This window comes from Photobacterium sp. DA100 (genome assembly GCF_029223585.1).
GTDB lineage: Bacteria > Pseudomonadota > Gammaproteobacteria > Enterobacterales > Vibrionaceae > Photobacterium.
Genome location: NZ_CP119424.1, coordinates 38,810 through 59,603 on the forward strand (window position 1 = coordinate 38,810; position 20,794 = coordinate 59,603).

Here is a 20,794-nt window from a genome sequence, read left to right on the forward strand (position 1 = left end):
TCATTTTGCGGGCACAGCGTTATGACTGATCTCTACAACCCCACTCGCCATATCCACTTGCGCATGATACACCGCGCGCGGATCACCATAGTGCTTGAACGTAAAATGGTAGATACTGCTCGGTGCCCATATCTTTGTTGCTCTAGAAGGGGCAATATCGTATCCATCTTGCTGGTAAAGCTCGGTCTCCTCCACTTTAGCCATTGCTGCTTGTTGGCTGGCATTTCTATCTACTTCCGGCTCGAGTGAAGGGTTAGTCGGATAAGAGTCTCCGCTAGATTTCATCAGACGAAACGCACCGTTGCTCCATACCATAAAATCGCGCCAGCCGTTGCTGGTACTTTCCGCTAGCAATACCGGGGGTTTAACCACGGACATCTGGCTGATGATGTTCCCTTGATTGTCGAAAATCACGGCAGTACAGCCTCCGCTGCCACAAAAATATCGGTCTTGTATCAAGACAAAGTGTTCTGCAGCTCCGTCGCTGTTGAGATCGGCTTTGCCTGACAGGTAGCGGATATTGTCTTGTTCAAGCGAAAGTCCTTCGGGGGCCAAAATGTTGCTATCAACCCACTGGGCAATGGTGTTTTCACTTGCGGCCCTGGGTTGATTAAGTGGAGCCAGGCCTTGGTTATCTAGGTTGTTTGACGTACTGCAGCCAAAAAGAGCGAGTGAGCAGGCAAGGGTGGTTTTTCCTGATTTGAGGCTGAACATTGGGCTTGGCTCTTAGATAACGGGTCTTGGCTTCAAGTATATATCCAAGTTATGGCGGAGGCTGCAGGAGCTTGAATTAGGGAGGTTTATAACGGCGGAGTCTGCGTTGGTTAGGCTAACGTGGGTGAGATCTCTTTGTGCCCAGAAACAACAGCGGTGCTGCAGCCCGAAAGCTGCAGCACCGCTGTTAGATTGGTTCGAATTACTTCTTAAGGTTAGTGAAGTAGTCGAAGATAACTGGTACGTCGTTGTTACCCATACCTGCATCAACAGCAGCCTGTAGGCTAGTAGAAGTACCTTCAGCGATTAGAGACTGAGTACCTAGCTCTTCACATAGAGCAAGGAAGTAACCAAGGTCTTTGTTTGCGTTTGCAACAGAGAAGCCTAGTTTCTCTTCACCGTCTACCGCGTAGAACTTACAGAACTGCATGAACGGAGAGTTAGAAGGACCTGCTGACATGATGTCGAATAGCTGCTGACCGTCAACGCCTGCTAGCTTAGCTACAGCGAACGCCTGAGACATCGTCGCAACAGTCGTCATACCCATGAAGTTGTTCACAAGCTTAGTCACATGACCTGAACCTAGTGCACCTAGGTGGAATACGTTTTCGCCTTGCTCGTCAAGAACGGGCTTAACTTTGTTGAAAGTCTCGATGTCGCCAGCGGCCATGATGTTCAGAAGACCATCTTTAGCGTGAGCTGGAGTACGGCCTAGAGGCGCATCGATCATACCGGCACCGATTGCAGCAAGATCAGCACCGATCTTCTTAGTAGAAGCTGGGATAGACGTACCGAAGTCGATTAGTGTTTTGCCTTCAGACATCCCCGCTAGGATACCGGTTTCGCCGTAAACGACTTTCTCAACCACTTCAGAAGTTGTCAGGCAAAGCATCACGATGTCACTTTTCTCTGCCAGTTCTTTACCAGAAGCAGCTTCAGAAGCGTTGCCACGAGCTAGCACTGCTGTAACTGCATCTTTGTTAAGATCCATTACGTTAACTTCGTAACCACGGTTTTGAAGGTTCTCAACCATGTTGCCGCCCATAAGGCCAAGACCGATGAAACCAATTACTGGTTTAGTCATTTCAGACTCCTACTAAAATACTATTGTATGACTATATGGCTTAAGGATATACGCCTGCTCGTCGTAAAGCAATTGCAGAATGCGCTGAAACCTCCTCTAGTTCACAGTTTTTTGATCTAACCCCAATCCATCGGTGTTTGAACTGTGATGCCAAGAGCGCGTTTCAGCCGCATTACTGACGATGTAACGATCAGTGATAATTCAGCGCTGCCGCTTTGTCATGGTCAAATTCATTGAGTGTCTTGCGGGCTAAGTGGCGGAACGGGATGGCTTTGATGCATTCTTCAAGTGGCATGATGGCAAAGGCCCAGAAAAGCGGCGCGTCAAACCACACAATCAGCAGCGCCAGTAGAGGGAGTGATACCAGCCATTGACCGGAAAAGTTAATGGCAAAGACCGCTTTGGTTTTTCCCAATGCCCGCAGTGCGTGGCCGTGAACCGTGTTGTAGCCACGGACCAAAGGCAGGCTGATATAGAGCGGGGCGATGATCGCCAGTGCCTGGAAGGTCTGTTGCTCCATTTCTGGGTAGATGACCGGAAGGCACAAGCTGAGGACAAAAAACAAGCCGCAAGTGATGATCGACATTATGACCGCAATATTGATGCTGGTATCGACTTTTTCCCGCAGGTCATCGAGCTTGTTTGCTCCGATGGCTTGGCTGATCAGGATTGCTGTTGAGTGGGCTGCCGCTGTTGTCATTTGGGTACCCATACGAATCCACGGCATGATTAGGGTGATTGCCACGTAAGCATAGAGGGAAAGTTGTGAGTAGAGCAGTTGATAAATTGTTGCTCCGACTGCCAGCATGGCCATATTGGCTGCAATCGGAAAGATTTCGTTAAAGTGGTGCTTGGTCAGAGAACAGAAATGGTCCAGCTTGTCTGGCAGACGCAGGGTGATAACGTTATCCAGGCGGAGGCAGTAAACTAGAAAAGCAGTGCGGACCAAGATAGCGATCAAGCTACCGATTGCAGCGCCCAGTACCCCGAAGCCAAGCTGGTGGATTAGTATATAAGTAGCGGCAGTATTGACAGGTAATTCAATTAGATAGCCTTTAAATGGGATCTTGGTTTTGCCTAACCCATTGAAACAGGCAATCATGATTTGAGTCAAAGCGCTGAACAACAGGGTTAAGGTGGAGACTTTCAGGTAGTCGACAGTGGGGCTGTGTAACTCCGGCTCTTGTGTGATATAGCCGACTAACTGATCACCAAAGATAAACAGCAACAGCGAGAAGAGAGCGGCAACGCCCAAGTTAATCGCCATCCCGCTTAACACGGAGTCGCTCAGAGCGTCAGACCGGCCAGAACCGTACGCACGGCTGATCACCAACTGGGTGCCGTTTGCCAATGCATTCTGGAATCCGAGCAGAAAAGCAACTACGGCGGTGGCGATCCCTATCGCTGCAATAGGGACCTCGCCAAGTGGAGAGATCAGCAGGGTGTCGATCAGCAGCATCGACTGCATCAGCAGGGCATTCATGGCCAGTGGCCACGCGGTCGAGAGGTTTTTCTTAACAAATGGCGAGAGTTGCAAGAGGGCTCCTTGTTGGCGCGATAGGTATCAGAGAGCGATAAATTGTATTATTATATTTCAATCCTGTCGCTAACTTCCAGAGCCTTCCTGCTGAAACCCCAAATCAATTCTGATTGCCTGCTATTGTCCCTCGTGTTCGGCCTGATGTGTGCCGCAATGAATATCATTGATCAATGCACGGAATAGGTTGCAGGCGGTGTCGATGAGCGTGTCTGGAAAATCATAGTCGGGGTTATGCAGTTGAGGGTGATGTTCACCGCTACCAAGACAGAACAGGGCGCCGGGCCATTGGGCAAGGAATTCGGCCATATCCTCGGACCATCGCATCGGCTCTTTGAGCCGTTCGACAGGCAGGTCAAGTGATCGGGCTTGTTCGATAACCTGCTGACAGTGCTGTTGGGAGTTGACGGCGGCGTTGAACCATTCCTGCCATGAGATTTCACTTCGCAACTGTTCTGTTGCGCACAGTGCGCTGATCTGCTGTTCGATAAGTGACTTCATCGCCACCAGGGTTTGGCTGTCATCACTGCGTAAGGTGGCCAGCACTTTGGCATAACCCGGTGCGGTGCCAAATGCCGCTTCGCCATTAGTCGTTTCGCCCAGTGAGGCATGGACCACGGTAGTCAGTGCAAAAACCTCAGGAAACTGTAGGGGTAAACGCTGGATGAGTTCAATCGTATTAATCATCGCTGCCGTTGGTGGCAAGCCATCCTCAGGCTTGGCGGCATGGGAGGTTTTGCCAAACAGCTCAATGGTGACGCCGGTTGAGGCACAGGCAAAGCTATTGGGCTTGATGAGCACAGTGTTAAGCGGGTAACCGGGCAGGTTATGGTAGGCAAAAACACTATCGATGTGTTGCTCGGCGAGCCAGGGATCTTGCAGCATTGCGGCTGCGCCCGCTCCCGTTTCTTCGGCGGGTTGAAACAGCAAGAGTACCCGTCCTGACTGCGGCGGATGTTCGCTAAGGTGTTTGGCGACGGCCATCAGGGAAGCCGTATGGCCATCATGGCCGCAGGCATGCATGACCCCGGCTTGGCGCGACGCATAAGGGCGATCTGCTTGCTCTTGAATGGGAAGGGCATCGAAATCGGCGCGGAATAGGCTGGTTTTGCCTGGTTTGCCACTGTCGAACTCGACCACTGTGCCATGGCCGCCAAGCCCGGTTCTCGGTGTCAGGCCAAACTGGCGTAGTTGCTGGTTGATCATTTCTGCAGTGCGGTGCTCGCAGTGTGACAGTTCGGGATATTGATGGAGGCAGCGGCGAAAGGCTACCGGGTCAAACGATTCGTTCGGAGCTATCATAATTTTTTGTACAGCTAGGGATTTGAGTTGCATATCTTACGCTGATGGGGGGGAGGCGAGTGTGATGGCTATCGCAAGGTTCGGGGAGCAGGTTGTTTTGCCAATATAAGACCCAGCACGATGCTGGGCCTGAACTAAAGAATATAATTTTTAATTACCAAGGGCGTGTCGTCTTTACTTTTATTATAAATATCAATCTTCATATTGGTATTTTCTTTAATGGCCTCAACAACTTTACCAAACAGATAAAAAGGGATTGATGTCATGACTAAGTAATAGCAAACATAAATCTTACACCTGATAAGTGAACATTAATCTATGGTCACCATTGGCATAGCGAATATCATCAGACCAATTGGCAAAATACCTAATATTCGCGCGGGTTGTTAATTGGTATGAGATCGCGGCTTCATGCAGAAGCAGCGACTCGCCAGACAGTTCTCCAGTGGCTCCAAATAACGACATAGGGTTATAGTTAAGCCAAATGTTGTCTGTCACACTGTAGCGACTATACATTCCGGCAAGGCCGTAAAACCCCAGTAAATGATGGCCGCCGATGGTCCCATTTTCTGTGTCGAGGCGGTGATCGGTTTTGTTCAAATCTATGATGGTAGTCCCGACAGCCAGCATTGGGTAGGCCTGAAAACGCCCGGCTTTTGGCAAGGCCTGAATGATGCCATAGGTACCGGTTCCAACGCCCGAGTCAAGGTTGTAATGCAAGTCGATATTGGTCCCCGTACCGGTAACCGTGCTGGCTTCAAAGTGACGATAGCGCAACTCGCTGACTGAGTTGTTATTATCATCACGCCACCCTAGTGCTTCGCCACCAATCCCCTTTGCTTCAAAGATGTGCATCGCTTTTTTGTTGGCGATGCCAGTATCATAGGCATGGCCAAACATTAGATTTATGCCTTTGTCACCATATCCCGCACCGAATTGAGAAAATACAGCCATGGGATCGGACATGTCTTGTAATGCTTCTGAGCTTTGTGAAGCAATTGAAGAAAAAGAAAACAGAGAAGTCATTGTAAAGATAAATAACTTTTTGCTATTCAATGTCATTTTGGTTTACCGTTTTTACAGCCATTATCGCAACAGGCATAATAAAAGTCGCAACTGGGAATAGAGTGAATTTTCTCGCATAGGTGACATTTGGCACGAATCATATAAATATTGATTAACGCGTGTTCATGTCGTTTGCTTAGAATGTTTGTTTCGCGAATAAATTCGAGTGTATTACGGTTTATAAACTTCACCATAAAATATTACTACCTTGAAAGATGGGGAGTCCGCAACAGTTTGTAGGCGCACTCCCCCGAAGCGATTAGTTCATGATTGGAACGATTTCAAAATCTTGTTTAAATTCTACCGATACACTTTTTAACTGACTGAGGATTGAGGTATCACCGTCTACTTTGGCTTTTTGGCTCTCGATGAGCTGTTCGAGCGATGCCTGTCCCGTGATAACCGCAATCAAGTCGTTACGCGCAATGGAAAGCGTTAGGTCAGCCTCACTCACAGCAGTTTCGACTTTAAGCGGCGCGAGGTTGGCGTTGCTAAACTCAACGTAGTAGACCTCGCTTACTTCAGGGTGAACAATATTAAAGTTGAACGCCATATCGGCCGGTACTTTGCTGGCATCGATAGAAACGGCCATGAAGTCCAGGAATCCTGCCGTCGTCATTTGCGACATAATATCAGGCGAAACCGCCTTCAATGCTTCTGGAATATGATTGGTACGCAGCTCCGAAGCGCCTTGCAAGTAGGAGTTTCGCCATGCCATGGTCTCGGACTGATACCCTTGCTGTTCCCAGCTATCCGCCAGTAACTCCCGTGCTTCAATATTGGTAGGTTCACAATTTACGATGTCATTCAATAAGGTCGAGGCTTCTTGGTAGGCCCCCTGATTGAAGTGATGCTGAGCTTGCTTGTACATTGTGTCAGCTCCCGCTGTTTGTACGTACAGACACGAGCGATCGACATTGGTCAAAGGGTTAATGTTTGTCGGGTTCATGTCGTGGTAGCCCAAATACAGGTTGATGACCCCTCGGGCGTTGTGGGAGTAGGAGCCATGGTAGCCGCGACTTGCCCAGTTTTGCTGCTGTGACTCCGGGACAATGGCTTCAACCGCGCGGCCGATGTCATTGATCTTCACTCCTTGGTTAGCAAGGCGAAGCGTCTGGTTATGGATAAAGCCATAATTGTCACGCTGCATCGTTAGGTAATCTGCGATCTCATTGACCTCTGTCTCCGGGTTGTTCCAGACCGGGGCTGAGTGTGCGGCATGAATATTGTCGATATTATCGGCAAATCGGTGCTTTATTTCGGACAGGTATTTGGTCCAGGCCAGTGAGTCACGCGTTTGTGCGCCTCGGAAGGTATAAATGTTGTGCTGGCCGTCATAGGTGAGTTCGGCGGTGTTTAACGCGTTATAGGCTGGCACATAATTGATCATCTCGGTTGGCGCTTCGGCGCCTGGCATATTGATGAATAGCATCTCCAACCCATCAATTACGACGGTTTCTTCACGATCCTCAATGATCACCGTCGGCGGGATCAAGGTGATTTCCCCTTTGGTGGTGCCCATGCCGAGGGCATTGTCGACTACGCCGTAAGCAGAGTCGGGCAAGGTATTACCGTATTGGTACTGAGCGCGACGGCCCATGGCGTTGCCAGCCAGCAGCCCTTCGCTGAGCAGCTCTTCCATGAAGTCTTTAGGGGCATAGATTTCGACGCCTTCGGGCAACTGACCATCCTCAAACAAGCCACGAACACCACCGTAGTGATCCGGGTGAGTATGGGAGTAGATCACGCCGGTAATTGTGTGATTACCATTGATTGGCGGTAGGTGTTTTTTAGCAAAATCCCAAGCCGCCGTAGCGGCTTCCCTTGTGATTAGCGGGTCATGGATAATATAACCGTTATCAGAGCGGTATATGGTCATGTTGGAAAGATCGGCACCACGGATTTGGTATACACCGTCAGTTACCTCATACAGACCGCCCGAGGCATAGTTCATCGCTCCCTGGCGCCAGAGCGACGGGTTTACCGTGTCAGGCCGATCGCGGCGAACGTCGTCGACTTCCAGGTAACCGCGTGAATTTCGCAGTTCAGCGGCACTATGATCGCCAAAAGCGGCAATTAAACCGCGCTCGGAGCGCTCAAAGGCTGCAGTGTCGTGCCATGGGAGGGTTTTGTCCAACGCATTGTTGGCCACGATGGTATGCTTGGTTGCTGGCTTTCCGGTGTAATCTAATGAGTCATAATCAGCCACTGCCACGCACGAGGTGGCAGCAACGGCTATCGATAATAGGGTTCTTTTCATTTTACTCGTCTCTTTGGTTGTAATATTAACTAGTCGGGAACACCAGGAGTGATGAGATCAGGTGGCATATCCCTAATGGCAATAAGTGACCTCTACCTTCAATCAGAGGTATTCCACTGGTATATTTAAACTCTGCTGTGTTGCCTTTTTTGGTAAAAGGCTAGTTATAGCGACAATTCCTTTTTTCATATTTATAGAATTTATAAACGCCAATAATAACTCTATAGATGCTAGCAATAGCGAATATAAAACCACCCAAAGTTCCTATCGGTGTTCCAATTCCAATCGCTAATATAAGAAAGCTAATAAGTATAGTTATATTGGTTATAACCAATTGTAATTTTAAAAAACGACTTGGCTGCAATATAAAAATTGTCCGAGACATCGGTTTCTCTATTTATTGTTTATCTCATGCATATCTATTCTTTGGGTATAAGAAGCGATGCAAACCTTTCGTCAATAAGAGCGACTAATGAGCCTAAAGTTATATGAATAAATTTGTTGCTAAAAAGTCCCCCGCATGTAATAGCGGGGGCTGCCAAATGGCACTGCTAGGAATACTAAGTTATACAAATTCAAGAGTGTCGTATGCTCATAACAACGTTATGAGTCAAAAGGTTATACCAAAGTTTAACCGGAGTTGGTCTAAATCAATATATGCTTCTCCTATGTTGAAGTGATGCGTGCTTTTAACAAACGGCACATTTACTTACTGAATGTCTGGAACCAAAACCATAGTAGATGTGGGTATCTCTATCGCTGGCAGTGAGACAGTTATTATAGAGACAATATTCTTCTCTGCTAAAGTCAAGACGATAATCACCCGAGAAACCTGCACCAGAGGTTAACGAGCAATTAGTAATTAAAAATAAAAATGAATCATTTAATTTTCTGATTAAATAACAAAATAAAATTGTTAGAAATATGACTGTTAAGATGCCGTTAAGGGAAATATAAATTTATTATGCTATGTGGCCTTGTTGGTTAAATTTATTTTGATGTTCTTGGAGTGACGTTGAATAAAGGCTGGTGAGGTTTGTTTGTGTTTTTGTCAGACAATTTTTAAGCTTGATAAATATTGCGCTATAAGTGTTAAATCATTTCAAAGCTAAGGGAATGTTTGATATTTTATTAATATCTCCTTTTTTGTGTATCAAAATTTCTTTTTGGGTTTTCGCTACATTTAATCATAGGTAAAGGGGGACGTAATATGTTCAATGTGGAATATATAGGCCTTATGTCTCAATCTCCTAATGGTGCAAAAAATTGGGAGTCGCTTTATCTTCCCAGTTTTCCAAGATAAATTGCCGCTTGGCTTCAAGTCGCTGATGAAGATGCTGGATGTGGCCTTCGGATTCCTTCAACTGGCGGGCAAGCTCGACAGCGATCGCTTCGAGATCTTCATAACTAAAAGTATCCCCGTCGGGGGTGAGGGACTCATCGGCTTGATTGGCTTGAAACGCAAACTGGGGCGGAGAAGGGGGAAGGGCCCTGAGGCGCTTTTCATCTTGCAGGTGTTCGAACAGAAAAAAGCCGGTAACGAGAAAGGTGATAATAGCGCAGGCGGCATACAGTTGGCGGTACTGCCCACTTTCTTTGAGCGCCAATAGGGTCAGCAGACCAAAAACAATGCATAGCAGGGAGAGAACCATTCCATGTAACCTCAATCGCTTACTGTTAGTGATTAGGTTATCAAAATGAATAGTTAGTCACTATCACCATAGTGTTACTGAATGCAAATTGTCAGATAGCGACGCCGTTGTATCTGGCATCGCTATCTTTACTGGCTAGTCTTGGAGTTGCCTGATGGCGGCGATCAGTGCATCTAGGCCTGCCTCCACCTTGCTTCGCGGGCAGCCGACATTCAAGCGAATATAGCCCTTGCCTTCTTCACCATAGGTATCGCCGCGCATGATGGCGACCTTGTGGTCGTGGATAAGGATCCGTTGCAGGGCATCCATATCGATGTTCAGTGGGTTGAGATCGATCCAGGCCAAGTAGGTCCCTTCCGGCACGCGGTAGTTGATGGCGGGGTAAGCGTGGTTGAGCCGCTCTGCTACCGTTTTCAAGTTCTGCTGCAGGTAATCCCTGAGAGCATCGAGCCATTCACCGCCTTGCTGGTAAGCGGCAATATGGGCGATAACGCCCAAGATCGAAGGGGAGGACAGGCCGTGTGCGGCCTTGAGTAGCTGCAGGTACTGTTCACGCGATTGCGACTCCGGGATAAAGGCATAGGCACCGTTTAGTGCCGGAATATTGAATGACTTCGAGCCCGAGCTTACCAGCGCCCAATCGTTGCCAGTGGCAACGCCAGACCATGGTAAGTAGCCGGCGTAGGCCATATCCATGTGGATGTCATCGGAAATGACTTTGACACCGTGGCGTTGGCAGAGCTTGCCCATTCGTTCCAGCTCGTCACGGCGCCAGACTCTTCCCGTTGGGTTTTGCGGGCTGCAAAGCAGCAGGATTTTGCATTCTTCACGCGCCGCTTGCTGCTCGAACTGCGGCCAGTCTATCTCGTACCCTTGCTCGGTTTTGAGTAGCGGGCTAGCCAGCAATTTCCGCTGGTTGGCCTTGAGCATGTTGCCAAAGGCATCGTAGGCCGGAGTATGGACCAACACCCCCTCACCAGGCTGGCTCCACAGGGTAATAAGCTGGGCAATAATGTAGATCACCGAAGGGCCGTAGACGAGCGATTGAGGATCAAGCTCAGCCTGGTAGCGTTTGGCAAACCAGCCGGTAATAGCCTGCTTGAAGTCATCGTGGTTCCAGCGGCTGTACCCCAATACGCCATGGGCCAGACGTTGCTGCAAGGCGCGCTGGATACAGGGGGCTGTTTCGAAATCCATGTCGGAGATGGTAAAGGGCAGTAAATCGGCCTCGCCAAAACGGTCTTGGACATAATCCCACTGGGTACAATAAGTGCCGTAGCGGTTAACGGGAGTGGAAAAATCAAACATAAGTGCCTCGCAGAACAACGTATAAGACTGCGCTCTGGTTGATAGTAAAGCGCAGTCTTATACCGTGCGGGGAGCGGACTCCCCGCAGGTGACTTTTGTGCCGTTAGATAGTCATGGTTGGTGATTAAGCTGGCATCAGGCTCTGGATTTCATTTTTCACCAAGTGAACTTGAGGGCCAATCACTACCTGAAGGTTGTGGGCATCAAGTTTGACAACACCCAATGCGCCATTGGCTTTGAGCACGGCATCATTAACCAGCGCCATATCTTTTACCGACAAGCGCAGGCGGGTGATGCAGTTATCCAGTGATTCGATGTTGTCGGCACCGCCCAGGGCATTGAGGATGATATCCCCCTTGTAGCCTGTGGTTTTCTCACCGGTCACTGCCGCGGCAATCTGCTCGGCACTTTCGACTTCGCGACCTGGTGTTTTCAGGTTGAAGCGGGTGATGGCAAAACGGAACACCGAGTAGTAAACCGCAAACCAGATCCCGGCAACAACCGGTACCAAGTACCATTTTGTTGCCGTACCCTGGAGAATACCGAAGATGAAGAAGTCGATGATATTACCGTCGGTGTTACCGATTGTGACATCCAGCAAGCCCATCACCATGAAGCCAAGGCCGGTCAGTACCGCGTGGATCAGGTAAAGCGCCGGTGCGACGAACAGGAACAGGAATTCAAGTGGCTCGGTGATACCACCGACCACACAGGCAACCACACCCGATAGCAGTAGTGCCTTAACTTTGCCACGGTTTTCAGGGCGAGAGCAGTGGTACATCGCCAGTGCCGCACCTGGCAAACCGCCAAGGAAGGCTGGCATCTTGCCCTGGGACAAGAAGGCTGTAGCCGAAGCCGAGAAGCTGTCGGTGGTGCTACAAGATAGCTCAGAGTAGAAGATATTCAGCGCGCCGCTAACGGTATTGCCACACACTTCCATGGTGCCACCGGCTTCGGTAAAGCGGATCAGGGCAACCAGGATATGGTGCAGGCCGAAAGGAAGAAGCAGACGTTCGCCGGCACCGAATAGGAATGGGCCAAATGGGCCTGCGTGGGAAATCGCCGTGCCCACGCCGTTGATGCCGGCGGCAAAGTAAGGCCAGATCAGCGGAACGATAAGGCCGACCACACCCAGCACAACCGTGGTGATGATAGGGACAAAGCGGGCGCCGCCGAAGAAGGCTAGGGCATCCGGCATCTTGTAGGTATAGAAGCGGGCATGCAGTTTCGCCACGATAATACCGACAATCACCGCACCCAAGATACCGGTGTCGATAGAGTCGATACCGATGATCGATTTCACGCCGTAGGCCGCTTCCTGCTCGGCATTGCCCAGCACGCCGGCAACGGTGAGGTAGAAGTTGATGGAGAGGTTCAGTGCCGCGTAACCAACGAAACCGGCGAAAGCCGCCACCCCTTTCTCTTCACGCGCCAAGCCAAGCGGGATGGCAACTGCGAACATGATTGGCAGGTAGATAAAGGCGACCAGGCCGATCTTGGTCATCCACATGAACAGTAGCTGCAGTGGCATGAAATCCAGAAACGGGATGCTCTCTTTTACCGCGCTGCTCGAAAGCGAGCTGCCGACACCGAGCAAAATACCGGAGAATGCCAGCAAGGCGACCGGCAGCATGAAGGTTTTCCCGAGGCTTTGGAAAAACTCCCATAAGGTTGTTTTCTTTGATGTGTTGGACATAGTGGGTAACCCCTAACCTTATTCTTGTTGTAGGTAGAGTTGATAAAACGTTTTATCAAACTTTTGTAAAAAAACGCTGGTGCAGAGACGCTTTCGCCTGTGCATCAACGTGCTGAATGTATTAACGCAAATAGGATAAAACGTTTTATCAGTTGATTTCGCTGGTTTGATCACGAAATCTACACCGCTTTCTGCGGGTGATTTAAACTGTGATCGAGATAAAAGTGTGAAAAGCTCGATAGAACGTTTTACTTGCATGTAATATGCTTGGGCTCTCGCAAATGGATACGTACTGCCAATGAGCCAAAGAAAAGTAAAAATTACAGATGTTGCTGAGTATGCGGGAGTGTCGGTATCGACCGTGTCTCTTGTCCTTGGCAACAAAGGACGGATCTCCGAGGCCACGATTAACAAGGTCAATGAGGCCATCAAGGCCTTGGGCTATGTACGCAACAAAGCGGCCGCAAACTTGCGCTCTAACCAGTCCAACCTGGTCGGTTTGGTACTGAAAGATATTACCGATCCCTTCTATACTGAGATCACCGCTGGATTTAGCCAGATCCTCGAAAAACATGGCTTTATGCTATTTCTCGCCCAATGCGGCGATTCACCAGAGCGGCTTGAGAAATGTGTGCAATCGATGATCCAGCAGGGGGTTGCCGGGGTGGCATTTAGCCCGCTGCGAGGAGCGAGCCAGCGGGTGATTGATATGCTGGCGCAGGCCGAAGTCCCTGCGGTTTGCGTAGCCAGGGCGACGGTGAACGATGATATTGATTATGTGGTACCCGATAATACCTTGGCGGCCAAGCGAGCCACCCAGCACCTCGTGGAGCAGGGGCACAGGCACATTGCCTATGTCGGTGGGCAAGGGGACTCACTGACCCGCGCCGAGCGCATTGGGGGCTATTGCACCACTCTTATCCAATATGGGTTGCCGTTTAAAAGCGAGTGGATTGTCGAATGCGAGGGCAGCCAGAAGGCGGCGGCTAGTACCGTTCAAGAACTGCTGACCCAACACCCGAAGATCACCGCTATTTTGTGCCATCGCCCGGCGACGGCCTTGGGGGCGGTTTACGGTGTCGAGCGTGCCAACCGCACTGTCGGGCGTGATAATTATATCGGCCAGCAAGTGGCTCTGATTGGTTTTGATGATGTGGCCGAGGCAGAACTTACCCACCCTCCGCTGACTTTCATGTCGTCGACGGCCAATGATATCGGCGATCAAGCCGGCAAGCGTTTGGTGCAGAAAATGAAAGCCAGCGAATTGGCGGTAGAGAAAGTGGTGTTGGCCCCCGAGCTGATCATCCGCGGCTCGGCGTAAAGTGCCATAACTTGGGTTTACCTTAATCTAGATTAAGTTCTACCAGCAGGATCCTCTGTAGTATCTGCTCCCCTCATCACCTTGCCCATTCTGGTGTTGATAGCTAGTACGTACCACTTTAAGAGGATTGGACTTGAGCACTTTGTTTACTGAAACCCGCATTGGCAGCATGGTATTGAAGAACCGCTTTATGCGCAGCGCGACGTGGGAAAATATGGCGACAGAAGATGGCCATATGACGGATAAGCTTTACGCTATCTATGAAGAGCTTGCGCAAGGTGAAGTCGGCCTGATTGTAACGGGGTATGCCAACATTGTCGCAGAAGAAAAGCCCAATGCAGGCATGATGGGGATCTACAACGATTCCTTTATCGATGAATACAAAACGCTGACCGAACTGGTCCATCGCAATGACTCTAAAATCGTCATGCAGCTGGCCTACGGCGGCACCAAGACCACTTTTAACCTCGGCGAGCGGGTGATCTTTGCGCCAAGTGAAGTGCCGGAAAAAGGCACCCAAACACTGGGCAAGGCAATGACCAAAGAAGACATTGATTACATCGTCAGGGCGTTTGCCGAAGCCAGCCTGCGGGCGCAAAAGTCAGGGTTTGACGGGGTTGAAATCCACGCCGCCCATACTTACCTGATCAACCAGTTCCTCAGCCCTTACTACAACCGCCGTGAAGACGAGTACGGCGGCAGCTTGGCAAACCGCATGCGCTTTTTGATGGAGATCTACGCTGAGACCAGGAAGTTAGTCGGTGACGATTTCCCAATCCTAGTGAAACTGACGGCGACCGAGTTTTTTGAAGGCGGTTTGACCTTCGATGATACTCGCACCGTTTGCCGAAAACTCGAGGAAGTCGGCGTTGATGCCATTATCATTTCGGGCAATATCCACGGCAAGGCAAACACCATGATTGGCCAGTCTTTCGATGGGTATACCATCCAGAAAGAAGGGTATTTCCATGAATACGGTCATGCGATCAGCCAGGAAGTCAGTGTGCCGGTTATTACTGTCGGCGGCCTAACGGATATTGCGGCGATTGAACAGATTGCACAGAACACCAATATTCAATATTTCGCACTGTCACGCCCTTTGCTTTCCGAACCACGCTTGATCAAGCGATGGAAAGACGGGGACAGAGCGCCTGTCGAGTGTGAGCGCTGTTCCAAGTGCCGCACCAAGCGCGGTAACTTCTGCGTGGTAAACAAGGAAAGGAAGACGCAGCTCGCTCAAATGTAACTGGGTCGCGTTTTATTCCTTTTGAGTGTAAAGCCAGCAAAAGACTGCTGGCTTTTTTGACCTTGCCGGGCGTCATGGAATACTGACACCACCATGACTTGATGCGGCCAGAAATAGTGTATTGATGGTAGCCAAACAAAGAACCTGTAACTAGGTCACATGGTGATGTAGATAGGTCTGCAATACTTTTCTGTTGCTGTGCTAACAATAGAAAGGTAGACAGTGAAGAGTAGTGAATGATGATAAGAACAAAAGCCAAAATACTGACTGTGGCATTTGCTGCTGCGGTGCTTGGGGGCTGTGCCAGTTACAGCATTTCAGAGCAAGATATGACAAACTACCTGCAAGACTCGGTCAGCCTGGAGCAATCGGTTGGGGTTGAAAATGTCATGTATGCCCAGGTTGCGGTTGAGGATCTCGAAGTAAAAATAGGCCGGGCCGATGCCGACCGAGTCTCTGTGTTTGCCAGTACCAATGCGCAGGTCCAGATGCTCAGTATGCAGAGCATGGGACTGGATCTGGATGTCGAGTTCAGTGCTGTCCCTGAATATGACAAAGAGAGCGGGGAAGTGTATTTGAAATCCCTGCGCTTGGAACGCTTTGATGAGAGCAGCCAGCAACTGCCGCCCGAGGTGAAAAAGCTACTGAAGCCAGCGGTCTCTATGATTGGTTATGCGCTATCCAAGCAGCCGGTTTATAAGCTGGATAGTTCCAAGGTGCAGGAAGCCTTGATCAAATCGGCCGAGCCCAACTTGGTGATCAGGAATAACAAGCTGGTGATCGAGCTGTTTGATTAAACAATGCACCATATAGGTAACGTTAGTTTTCCTGAACACTGATCACAATGGGGTTGACCGAGAGCGGTCTATCGCTAAGATAGCCGCTATCGTTTAAATTCAACACCAATAAATAACGGAGGTGCACAAAATGACTAAGCTTACCCGCAAGCGCTCGTGCGTCTTCGTTGCTAAAATTGCATATCTCAAGCAGCCCCATATCGCCTAGTGCAGGCAGTAAATAACTTCAATTATTTACTGCCGACGAAAAAAGCGAGGCCACCCCACTGACACATTTCTGTTTGCTGCCATCACGGCCGGTGCGAACATTTGGCTGTGGCTCTCGAACTGCTTTTCATCGGTTACTGTTTTTCCTGTTTCAAAGAGAACTGAGCAATGATGGGCAACAAGCACTGGACGAAAATGGAAATGCTCCATGAAACCGTCAAAAACAAAAACATTATCATCAAAGGCAGCCATAGCTATTACAGCGATGCTTACGATAATGGGTTCGAGCGTTCTGTGGTGCGTTACCTCCACGGCGATGAGCAAACCTGCCACCGTGAACCTCGCTGGGAAATCGACAAACTCTATATTGGCGACTATGTCTGTATCGGTGCCGAAGCGGTGATACTGATGGGGGGTAACCATACCCACCGTGCCGATTGGTTTTCGCTTTACCCGTTCATGGACAAGATCGATGAGGCCTACCAGTCCAAAGGCGATACCCACCTTGGTGATGGCTGCTGGATAGGTATGCGCGCGATGATCATGCCTGGCGTTACCATTGGCGAAGGGGCGATTGTCGCTGCCAATAGCGTGATCACCAAAGATGTCGAGCCCTATACTATTGTCGGCGGCAGTCCTGCGAAAACTATCCGTAAACGGTTTGAGCCAGCGACCATCGCGCGTTTGCTGGCCCTGAACATCTACGAATGGCCCGAGAGCAAGTTCGACGCCTTGAGAGAGCTGATCTGCAGTGATGATATCTATGCGTTGGAGAAAGCCCACTTGTTATTTGAGTAACGACAAGAGAGGAGCCTTTTGGGCTCCTTTTTTCTGCCGGGCACTTAGCAGTGCTCAATTTCGTATCGCGGATGTGCTTGATTATTATTGAACCTCGATGAGGTAAAGCATAAATTAGATTTCAATTGTCAACGGGGTAAGGTGCGGCTGTGTTAAATATGAAAGAGCTCCCTTCGATAAGGGCGCTTAGAACTTTCATCGCTGTGGCGAATCATTTGAGCTTTTCCAAAGCCGCCAGGGAGCTCTCGCTCACCCAAGGGGCTGTGAGTAAACAGATTTCCCTGCTGGAACAACAGCTGGGGCAGCCTTTGTTCGAGCGGCACCTCAATGGAATTCGGCTCACCCGCATAGGGCTGCGCTATTTACCGCAAATCGTCGAAGCCTTGGAAGCGCTGCAAAACGCCACGGCGGGGTTGCGCCAGCTCGATCAGGTTGAGGAGGTGCTGACGGTCAATGTGTCCCCTTCATTTGCTAGCCTTTGGCTGATTCCGCGGATAAACGGCTTTGCCCGAGCTTTTCCCCACCTTCAGGTGCAGCTCAAAACCGGGGACGGGCTTGTGCATGATATCAGCGGTGATAATGACATTGTTATTCGTTGCCTGCCGTTGGCTAAGCACTACGACAATGCCACCTTGTTGTGCAGAGAGAACCTAAGGCTGGTGGCTTCGGCAGCGTTATTGCGTCAGCAGCCAATTAGGGAAATTGATGATCTGGTAAAGCATGTATTCCTGCCCCAGGTTACCCGGCCGCAGTTGTGGGAGCAGTTCAGAATCCACCACAAGATTGCCTACCCGATGGAATTTTATGGAGTTGGGTTCGAGCATTTCTATATGTCGCTGGAAGCGGTGAAAAACCAGCAGGGGCTGGCATTGTTACCTGATTTTATGGTCGATGACTTAATCATCAACACATCTGAGCTATTCAACCCACTCAAATCAATGATGGCCAGTCATTATGGCTATTACATTATTGTGCCTCACTATAAACGCCATGCCCGCAAGGTGTGTGTATTTACCCAGTGGCTCACTGAAATGATGGCCAGCAGCCAAGGTCATGCTTCCTAGCATTAATTTTCTCGTAAATCCTTATTCGTGATCTTATCAGCAAACATTCTCCCTGTTTGTGTTTACACTGCTTTTTGATTTGTTAGTCGATCATTGTGCTAATTTAATCGAAATAAAAAGAATAAATGAATAATATTTCACTTCCTCAATAGGTGTTCACACCATAGGAGAGATACGATGACGAAATTGTCTGTTACGCTGTTGAGTGCGGCTGTGCTGTCTGCACTGAGTATGAGTGCCAATGCCTGTACGGGATTGATTGTCGGTAAAGGCGCATCGGTCGATGGCAGTATCATGATTGCCCGCAACGAAGACTTTGGTATTAATAACTGGAATAAATACCTCGCCTACCGCCCGCAGCAAATCAACGAACAGGGCGATTGGACCTTGGGCAATGGGTTGGTTGTGCCTATGCCTACCCAGTTTTATGCCTACTCGGCAATACCGGATTGGGATGCGCTAACGGTCGACAAAGACGGCAAGTATTACGAAGAGCGCGGTATCAATCAGTACAATGTTGCAGTTTCTGCGACCACCAGTGCCGAGGTTAACGAAAAAGCCGCCAAGGCCGATCCTTTGGTGAAGCCGGGGATCATCGAAGCGGTGATCCCGACCCTGATCCTGCCGCAGGTGAAAACCGCCAAACAAGGCGTCGAGCTGCTTGGCCACTACATTGAAGAGTACGGCGCTGGCGAAGGTAACAGCCTGTACATTGCCGATATTAATGAAGCATGGCTGTTCGAAATCGGCTCGGGGCATCACTGGATTGCGGTGAAAGTGCCGGATGACAGCTATGCGATGATTGCCAATGGCTTGCGGATCCACGGTGTCGACCTGGATGCACCGGATGTAATGCACTCCAAAGGGCTGCTGCAGTTTGTTAAACAGCATAAATTGCTGGATAAACCCGATGCTCGTTCATTCAATTTTGCCAAGGCCTTTGGGGTCATTGGTGATACCTATAATGTTGACCGCGAGTGGTTGGGGCAGGCGATGCTGACACCTTCGCAGGTACAGGACACCCGTGAGCAGCAGTATCCGCTGTTCATGAGGCCCGATGACAAAATTTCGGTCAAGGATGTGGCCAGCGTACTGAGCTCGACCTATGAAGGCACCGAGCTGGCAGAGAAGGGTGAGCGGCCTATTCGGGTAGAGCGCCAGCTTGAATCGCATATTATTCAGCTTCGCCCGGACATGCCTGAAGAGTTCCAGGGGATCATCTGGCAGAGTTATGGTGTGCTGTCCGAGTCTGTGTTGGTTCCGCTCTATACCAGTCTGCAAGAGTACCCAGTGCCTTATACGGTCGGGACTGATACCTACAGTGATGACTCGGCTTACTGGCAGTTCCGCAGCCTGACGGCATTGGCAACCGCCAATCCGGATAAGTACCTGCTAATGTTGAAAGCAACTTGGGATAAGGAAGAGAGCAAGTTGTACAAGCAAGTCAGCAACATGGATATGCTGCTCAAAGATATGTACAACCAGGACAAGGCGACAGCGGTAGAAATGGCGTCGGATTTCTCTTACGGCCAACTGCAGCGTACCTTGAGTATGGCAACAGAGATCCGCTACAAGATGATGACGGATCTGACTAAGAGCACCGAGAAGAAATATAGCGAAGAAGAGTTCAAGAAGATCATGAGTCTTTAACTAGGTATTGTTTTAGTAGGTCTGCTGAACTTAACCTTATTCTTTCTGAAATGTTTGCCATCAATAAAAAGAGCGCGTAAGCGCTCTTTTTTAGTTTTAGCATGGCTTGCTGTTAATCAAACTACATCAAGCCGACTTCTTTGTAGTACTTCTCTGCGCCCGGGTGAAGCGGGGCAGAAAGACCGTCTCTGATCATCTCTTCTTTTTTCAAGTGAGCAAAGGCAGGGTGAAGTCTCTTGAAGTCATCGAAGTTTTCGAATACCGATTTGACGATGCTGTACACCACATCGTCCGGCACTGACGTTGAAGAAACAAAGGTGGCACCGACTCCAAAGGTAGTGACATCAATCGCATTCCCCTTGTACATACCGCCTGGCACTGTCGCCACACGGTAGAAACTGTTGTCCTCGATTAGCTTGTTAACCTTGTCGCCGGCAACGGTAATGATTTTGCTATCGCAAGATGTGGTGGCTTCTTTGATGGCGCCGCTAGGGTGGCCAACGGTATAAATCATGGCATCAATCTTGTTGTCACACAGTGCTTTGGATTGTTCGGAGGCTTTTAGCTCAGAGGCCAGTTTGAAGTCTTTCATTGTCCAGCCGTACCTGTCCATCAGCACTTCCATGGTGCCGCGCTGGCCAGAACCTGGGTTGCCGATATTGACGCGCTTGCCCTTGAGATCTTCGAAGGTTTTGATCCCCGAGTCAGCACGGGCAACAATGGTAAACGGCTCTGGGTGGATGGAGAACACAGCTCGCAGATCTTTGTATGCCCCGTTATCGGCAAATTTGCTGGTGCCGTTGTAGGCGTGGTATTGCCAGTCAGACTGGGCGATACCTAAATCAAGCTCGCCAGCACGGATAGTATTGATGTTGTAAATAGAACCACCGGTACTTTCGACCGAGCAGCGGATATTGTGATCTTTTCTGTCTTTATTGACCAAGCGGCAGATTGCCCCACCCGTTGGGTAATATACTCCTGTCACGCCTCCGGTACCTATGGTGACAAAACGGCTTTCGGCAAAAGATAGTGCCGAGGTACCCAGTAGAACGGCGGCACTGGTGTAGGCAAGAAGCTTGTTGATAGATCCCAT

General features: G+C 49.6%; 16 protein-coding genes. 6 read left to right on the top strand and 10 right to left on the bottom strand.

What is annotated here, in order from left to right; translation table 11 throughout:
• From PTW35_RS17890 to malX, 9 genes are all read right to left on the bottom strand, one after another.
• Positions 1 to 714 carry a hypothetical protein gene (locus PTW35_RS17890; protein WP_281028336.1) on the bottom strand — a complete coding sequence of 238 codons (714 nt, stop codon included), beginning with the start codon at positions 712 to 714 and terminating at the stop codon, positions 1 to 3.
• Positions 715 to 916: 202 nt separating this feature from the next.
• Complete coding sequence (locus PTW35_RS17895; RefSeq protein ID WP_281028337.1) at positions 917 to 1,798, bottom strand: NAD(P)-dependent oxidoreductase; 882 nt, start codon at positions 1,796 to 1,798, stop codon at positions 917 to 919.
• 190 nt (positions 1,799 to 1,988) lie between these two features.
• Positions 1,989 to 3,335: an MATE family efflux transporter gene (locus PTW35_RS17900; protein ID WP_281028338.1), complete on the bottom strand. Its 1,347-nt coding sequence runs from the start codon at positions 3,333 to 3,335 to the stop codon at positions 1,989 to 1,991.
• 120 nt (positions 3,336 to 3,455) lie between these two features.
• Complete coding sequence (locus PTW35_RS17905) at positions 3,456 to 4,637, bottom strand: amidohydrolase (RefSeq protein WP_281028339.1); 1,182 nt, start codon at positions 4,635 to 4,637, stop codon at positions 3,456 to 3,458.
• A 291-nt stretch (positions 4,638 to 4,928) separates the two neighbouring features.
• On the bottom strand, positions 4,929 to 5,699 hold the full coding sequence (locus PTW35_RS17910; RefSeq protein ID WP_281028340.1) for a hypothetical protein: 771 nt from the start codon (positions 5,697 to 5,699) through the stop codon (positions 4,929 to 4,931).
• 262 nt (positions 5,700 to 5,961) lie between these two features.
• The gene (locus tag PTW35_RS17915; RefSeq protein WP_281028341.1) at positions 5,962 to 7,962 is read right to left on the bottom strand and encodes an alkyl sulfatase dimerization domain-containing protein; all 2,001 of its coding nucleotides are present in this window, start codon (positions 7,960 to 7,962) and stop codon (positions 5,962 to 5,964) included.
• A 1,250-nt stretch (positions 7,963 to 9,212) separates the two neighbouring features.
• Positions 9,213 to 9,614 (bottom strand): hypothetical protein, encoded by a 402-nt coding sequence (locus PTW35_RS17920; RefSeq protein ID WP_281028342.1) that lies wholly within the window; start codon positions 9,612 to 9,614, stop codon positions 9,213 to 9,215.
• 135 nt (positions 9,615 to 9,749) lie between these two features.
• A complete protein-coding gene (locus tag PTW35_RS17925) occupies positions 9,750 to 10,922 on the bottom strand; it encodes a MalY/PatB family protein (RefSeq protein WP_281028343.1) in 1,173 nt (390 codons plus the stop codon).
• A 124-nt stretch (positions 10,923 to 11,046) separates the two neighbouring features.
• On the bottom strand, positions 11,047 to 12,618 hold the full coding sequence (gene malX / locus PTW35_RS17930; RefSeq protein WP_281028344.1) for a maltose/glucose-specific PTS transporter subunit IIBC: 1,572 nt from the start codon (positions 12,616 to 12,618) through the stop codon (positions 11,047 to 11,049).
• Positions 12,619 to 12,916: 298 nt separating this feature from the next.
• On the opposite strand from malX, the gene malI reads away from it, so the two are divergent.
• The 6 genes from malI (at position 12,917) to PTW35_RS17960 (ending at position 19,701) form a co-directional block, all read left to right on the top strand.
• Positions 12,917 to 13,939, top strand: a complete 1,023-nt coding sequence (gene malI / locus PTW35_RS17935; protein WP_281028345.1) for a Mal regulon transcriptional regulator MalI — start codon at positions 12,917 to 12,919, stop codon at positions 13,937 to 13,939.
• Between the two features lie 133 nt (positions 13,940 to 14,072).
• The gene (locus PTW35_RS17940; protein WP_281028346.1) at positions 14,073 to 15,185 is read left to right on the top strand and encodes an NADH:flavin oxidoreductase; all 1,113 of its coding nucleotides are present in this window, start codon (positions 14,073 to 14,075) and stop codon (positions 15,183 to 15,185) included.
• A 239-nt stretch (positions 15,186 to 15,424) separates the two neighbouring features.
• Positions 15,425 to 15,982 carry a DUF1439 domain-containing protein gene (locus PTW35_RS17945; protein ID WP_044621661.1) on the top strand — a complete coding sequence of 186 codons (558 nt, stop codon included), beginning with the start codon at positions 15,425 to 15,427 and terminating at the stop codon, positions 15,980 to 15,982.
• A gap of 378 nt (positions 15,983 to 16,360) precedes the next feature.
• Positions 16,361 to 16,987 (top strand): CatB-related O-acetyltransferase, encoded by a 627-nt coding sequence (locus tag PTW35_RS17950; RefSeq protein WP_281029163.1) that lies wholly within the window; start codon positions 16,361 to 16,363, stop codon positions 16,985 to 16,987.
• Between the two features lie 149 nt (positions 16,988 to 17,136).
• On the top strand, positions 17,137 to 18,051 hold the full coding sequence (locus PTW35_RS17955) for a LysR substrate-binding domain-containing protein (protein WP_281028347.1): 915 nt from the start codon (positions 17,137 to 17,139) through the stop codon (positions 18,049 to 18,051).
• Positions 18,052 to 18,228: 177 nt separating this feature from the next.
• Complete coding sequence (locus PTW35_RS17960) at positions 18,229 to 19,701, top strand: C69 family dipeptidase (RefSeq protein ID WP_281028348.1); 1,473 nt, start codon at positions 18,229 to 18,231, stop codon at positions 19,699 to 19,701.
• 121 nt (positions 19,702 to 19,822) lie between these two features.
• Here PTW35_RS17960 and PTW35_RS17965 read toward each other — a convergent pair whose 3' ends face one another.
• Entirely contained in the window at positions 19,823 to 20,794 is a 972-nt protein-coding gene (locus PTW35_RS17965) for a TAXI family TRAP transporter solute-binding subunit (protein WP_281028349.1), read from the bottom strand.

Bases quoted from the DNA above. Each gene is read 5' to 3' on its own strand.
- PTW35_RS17895 (WP_281028337.1), bottom strand. From the start codon at position 1,798: ATGACTAAACCAGTAATTGGTTTCATCGGTCTTGGCCTTATGGGCGGC.
- PTW35_RS17960 (WP_281028348.1), top strand. From the start codon at position 18,229: ATGACGAAATTGTCTGTTACGCTGTTGAGTGCGGCTGTGCTGTCTGCA.
- PTW35_RS17905 (WP_281028339.1), bottom strand. From the start codon at position 4,637: ATGATAGCTCCGAACGAATCGTTTGACCCGGTAGCCTTTCGCCGCTGC.
- malI (WP_281028345.1), top strand. From the start codon at position 12,917: ATGAGCCAAAGAAAAGTAAAAATTACAGATGTTGCTGAGTATGCGGGA.
- PTW35_RS17945 (WP_044621661.1), top strand. From the start codon at position 15,425: ATGATAAGAACAAAAGCCAAAATACTGACTGTGGCATTTGCTGCTGCG.
- PTW35_RS17890 (WP_281028336.1), bottom strand. From the start codon at position 714: ATGTTCAGCCTCAAATCAGGAAAAACCACCCTTGCCTGCTCACTCGCT.
- PTW35_RS17915 (WP_281028341.1), bottom strand. From the start codon at position 7,962: ATGAAAAGAACCCTATTATCGATAGCCGTTGCTGCCACCTCGTGCGTG.
- malX (WP_281028344.1), bottom strand. From the start codon at position 12,618: ATGTCCAACACATCAAAGAAAACAACCTTATGGGAGTTTTTCCAAAGC.
- PTW35_RS17910 (WP_281028340.1), bottom strand. From the start codon at position 5,699: ATGACATTGAATAGCAAAAAGTTATTTATCTTTACAATGACTTCTCTG.
- PTW35_RS17925 (WP_281028343.1), bottom strand. From the start codon at position 10,922: ATGTTTGATTTTTCCACTCCCGTTAACCGCTACGGCACTTATTGTACC.
- PTW35_RS17965 (WP_281028349.1), bottom strand. From the start codon at position 20,794: ATGGGATCTATCAACAAGCTTCTTGCCTACACCAGTGCCGCCGTTCTA.
- PTW35_RS17950 (WP_281029163.1), top strand. From the start codon at position 16,361: ATGGGCAACAAGCACTGGACGAAAATGGAAATGCTCCATGAAACCGTC.
- PTW35_RS17920 (WP_281028342.1), bottom strand. From the start codon at position 9,614: ATGGTTCTCTCCCTGCTATGCATTGTTTTTGGTCTGCTGACCCTATTG.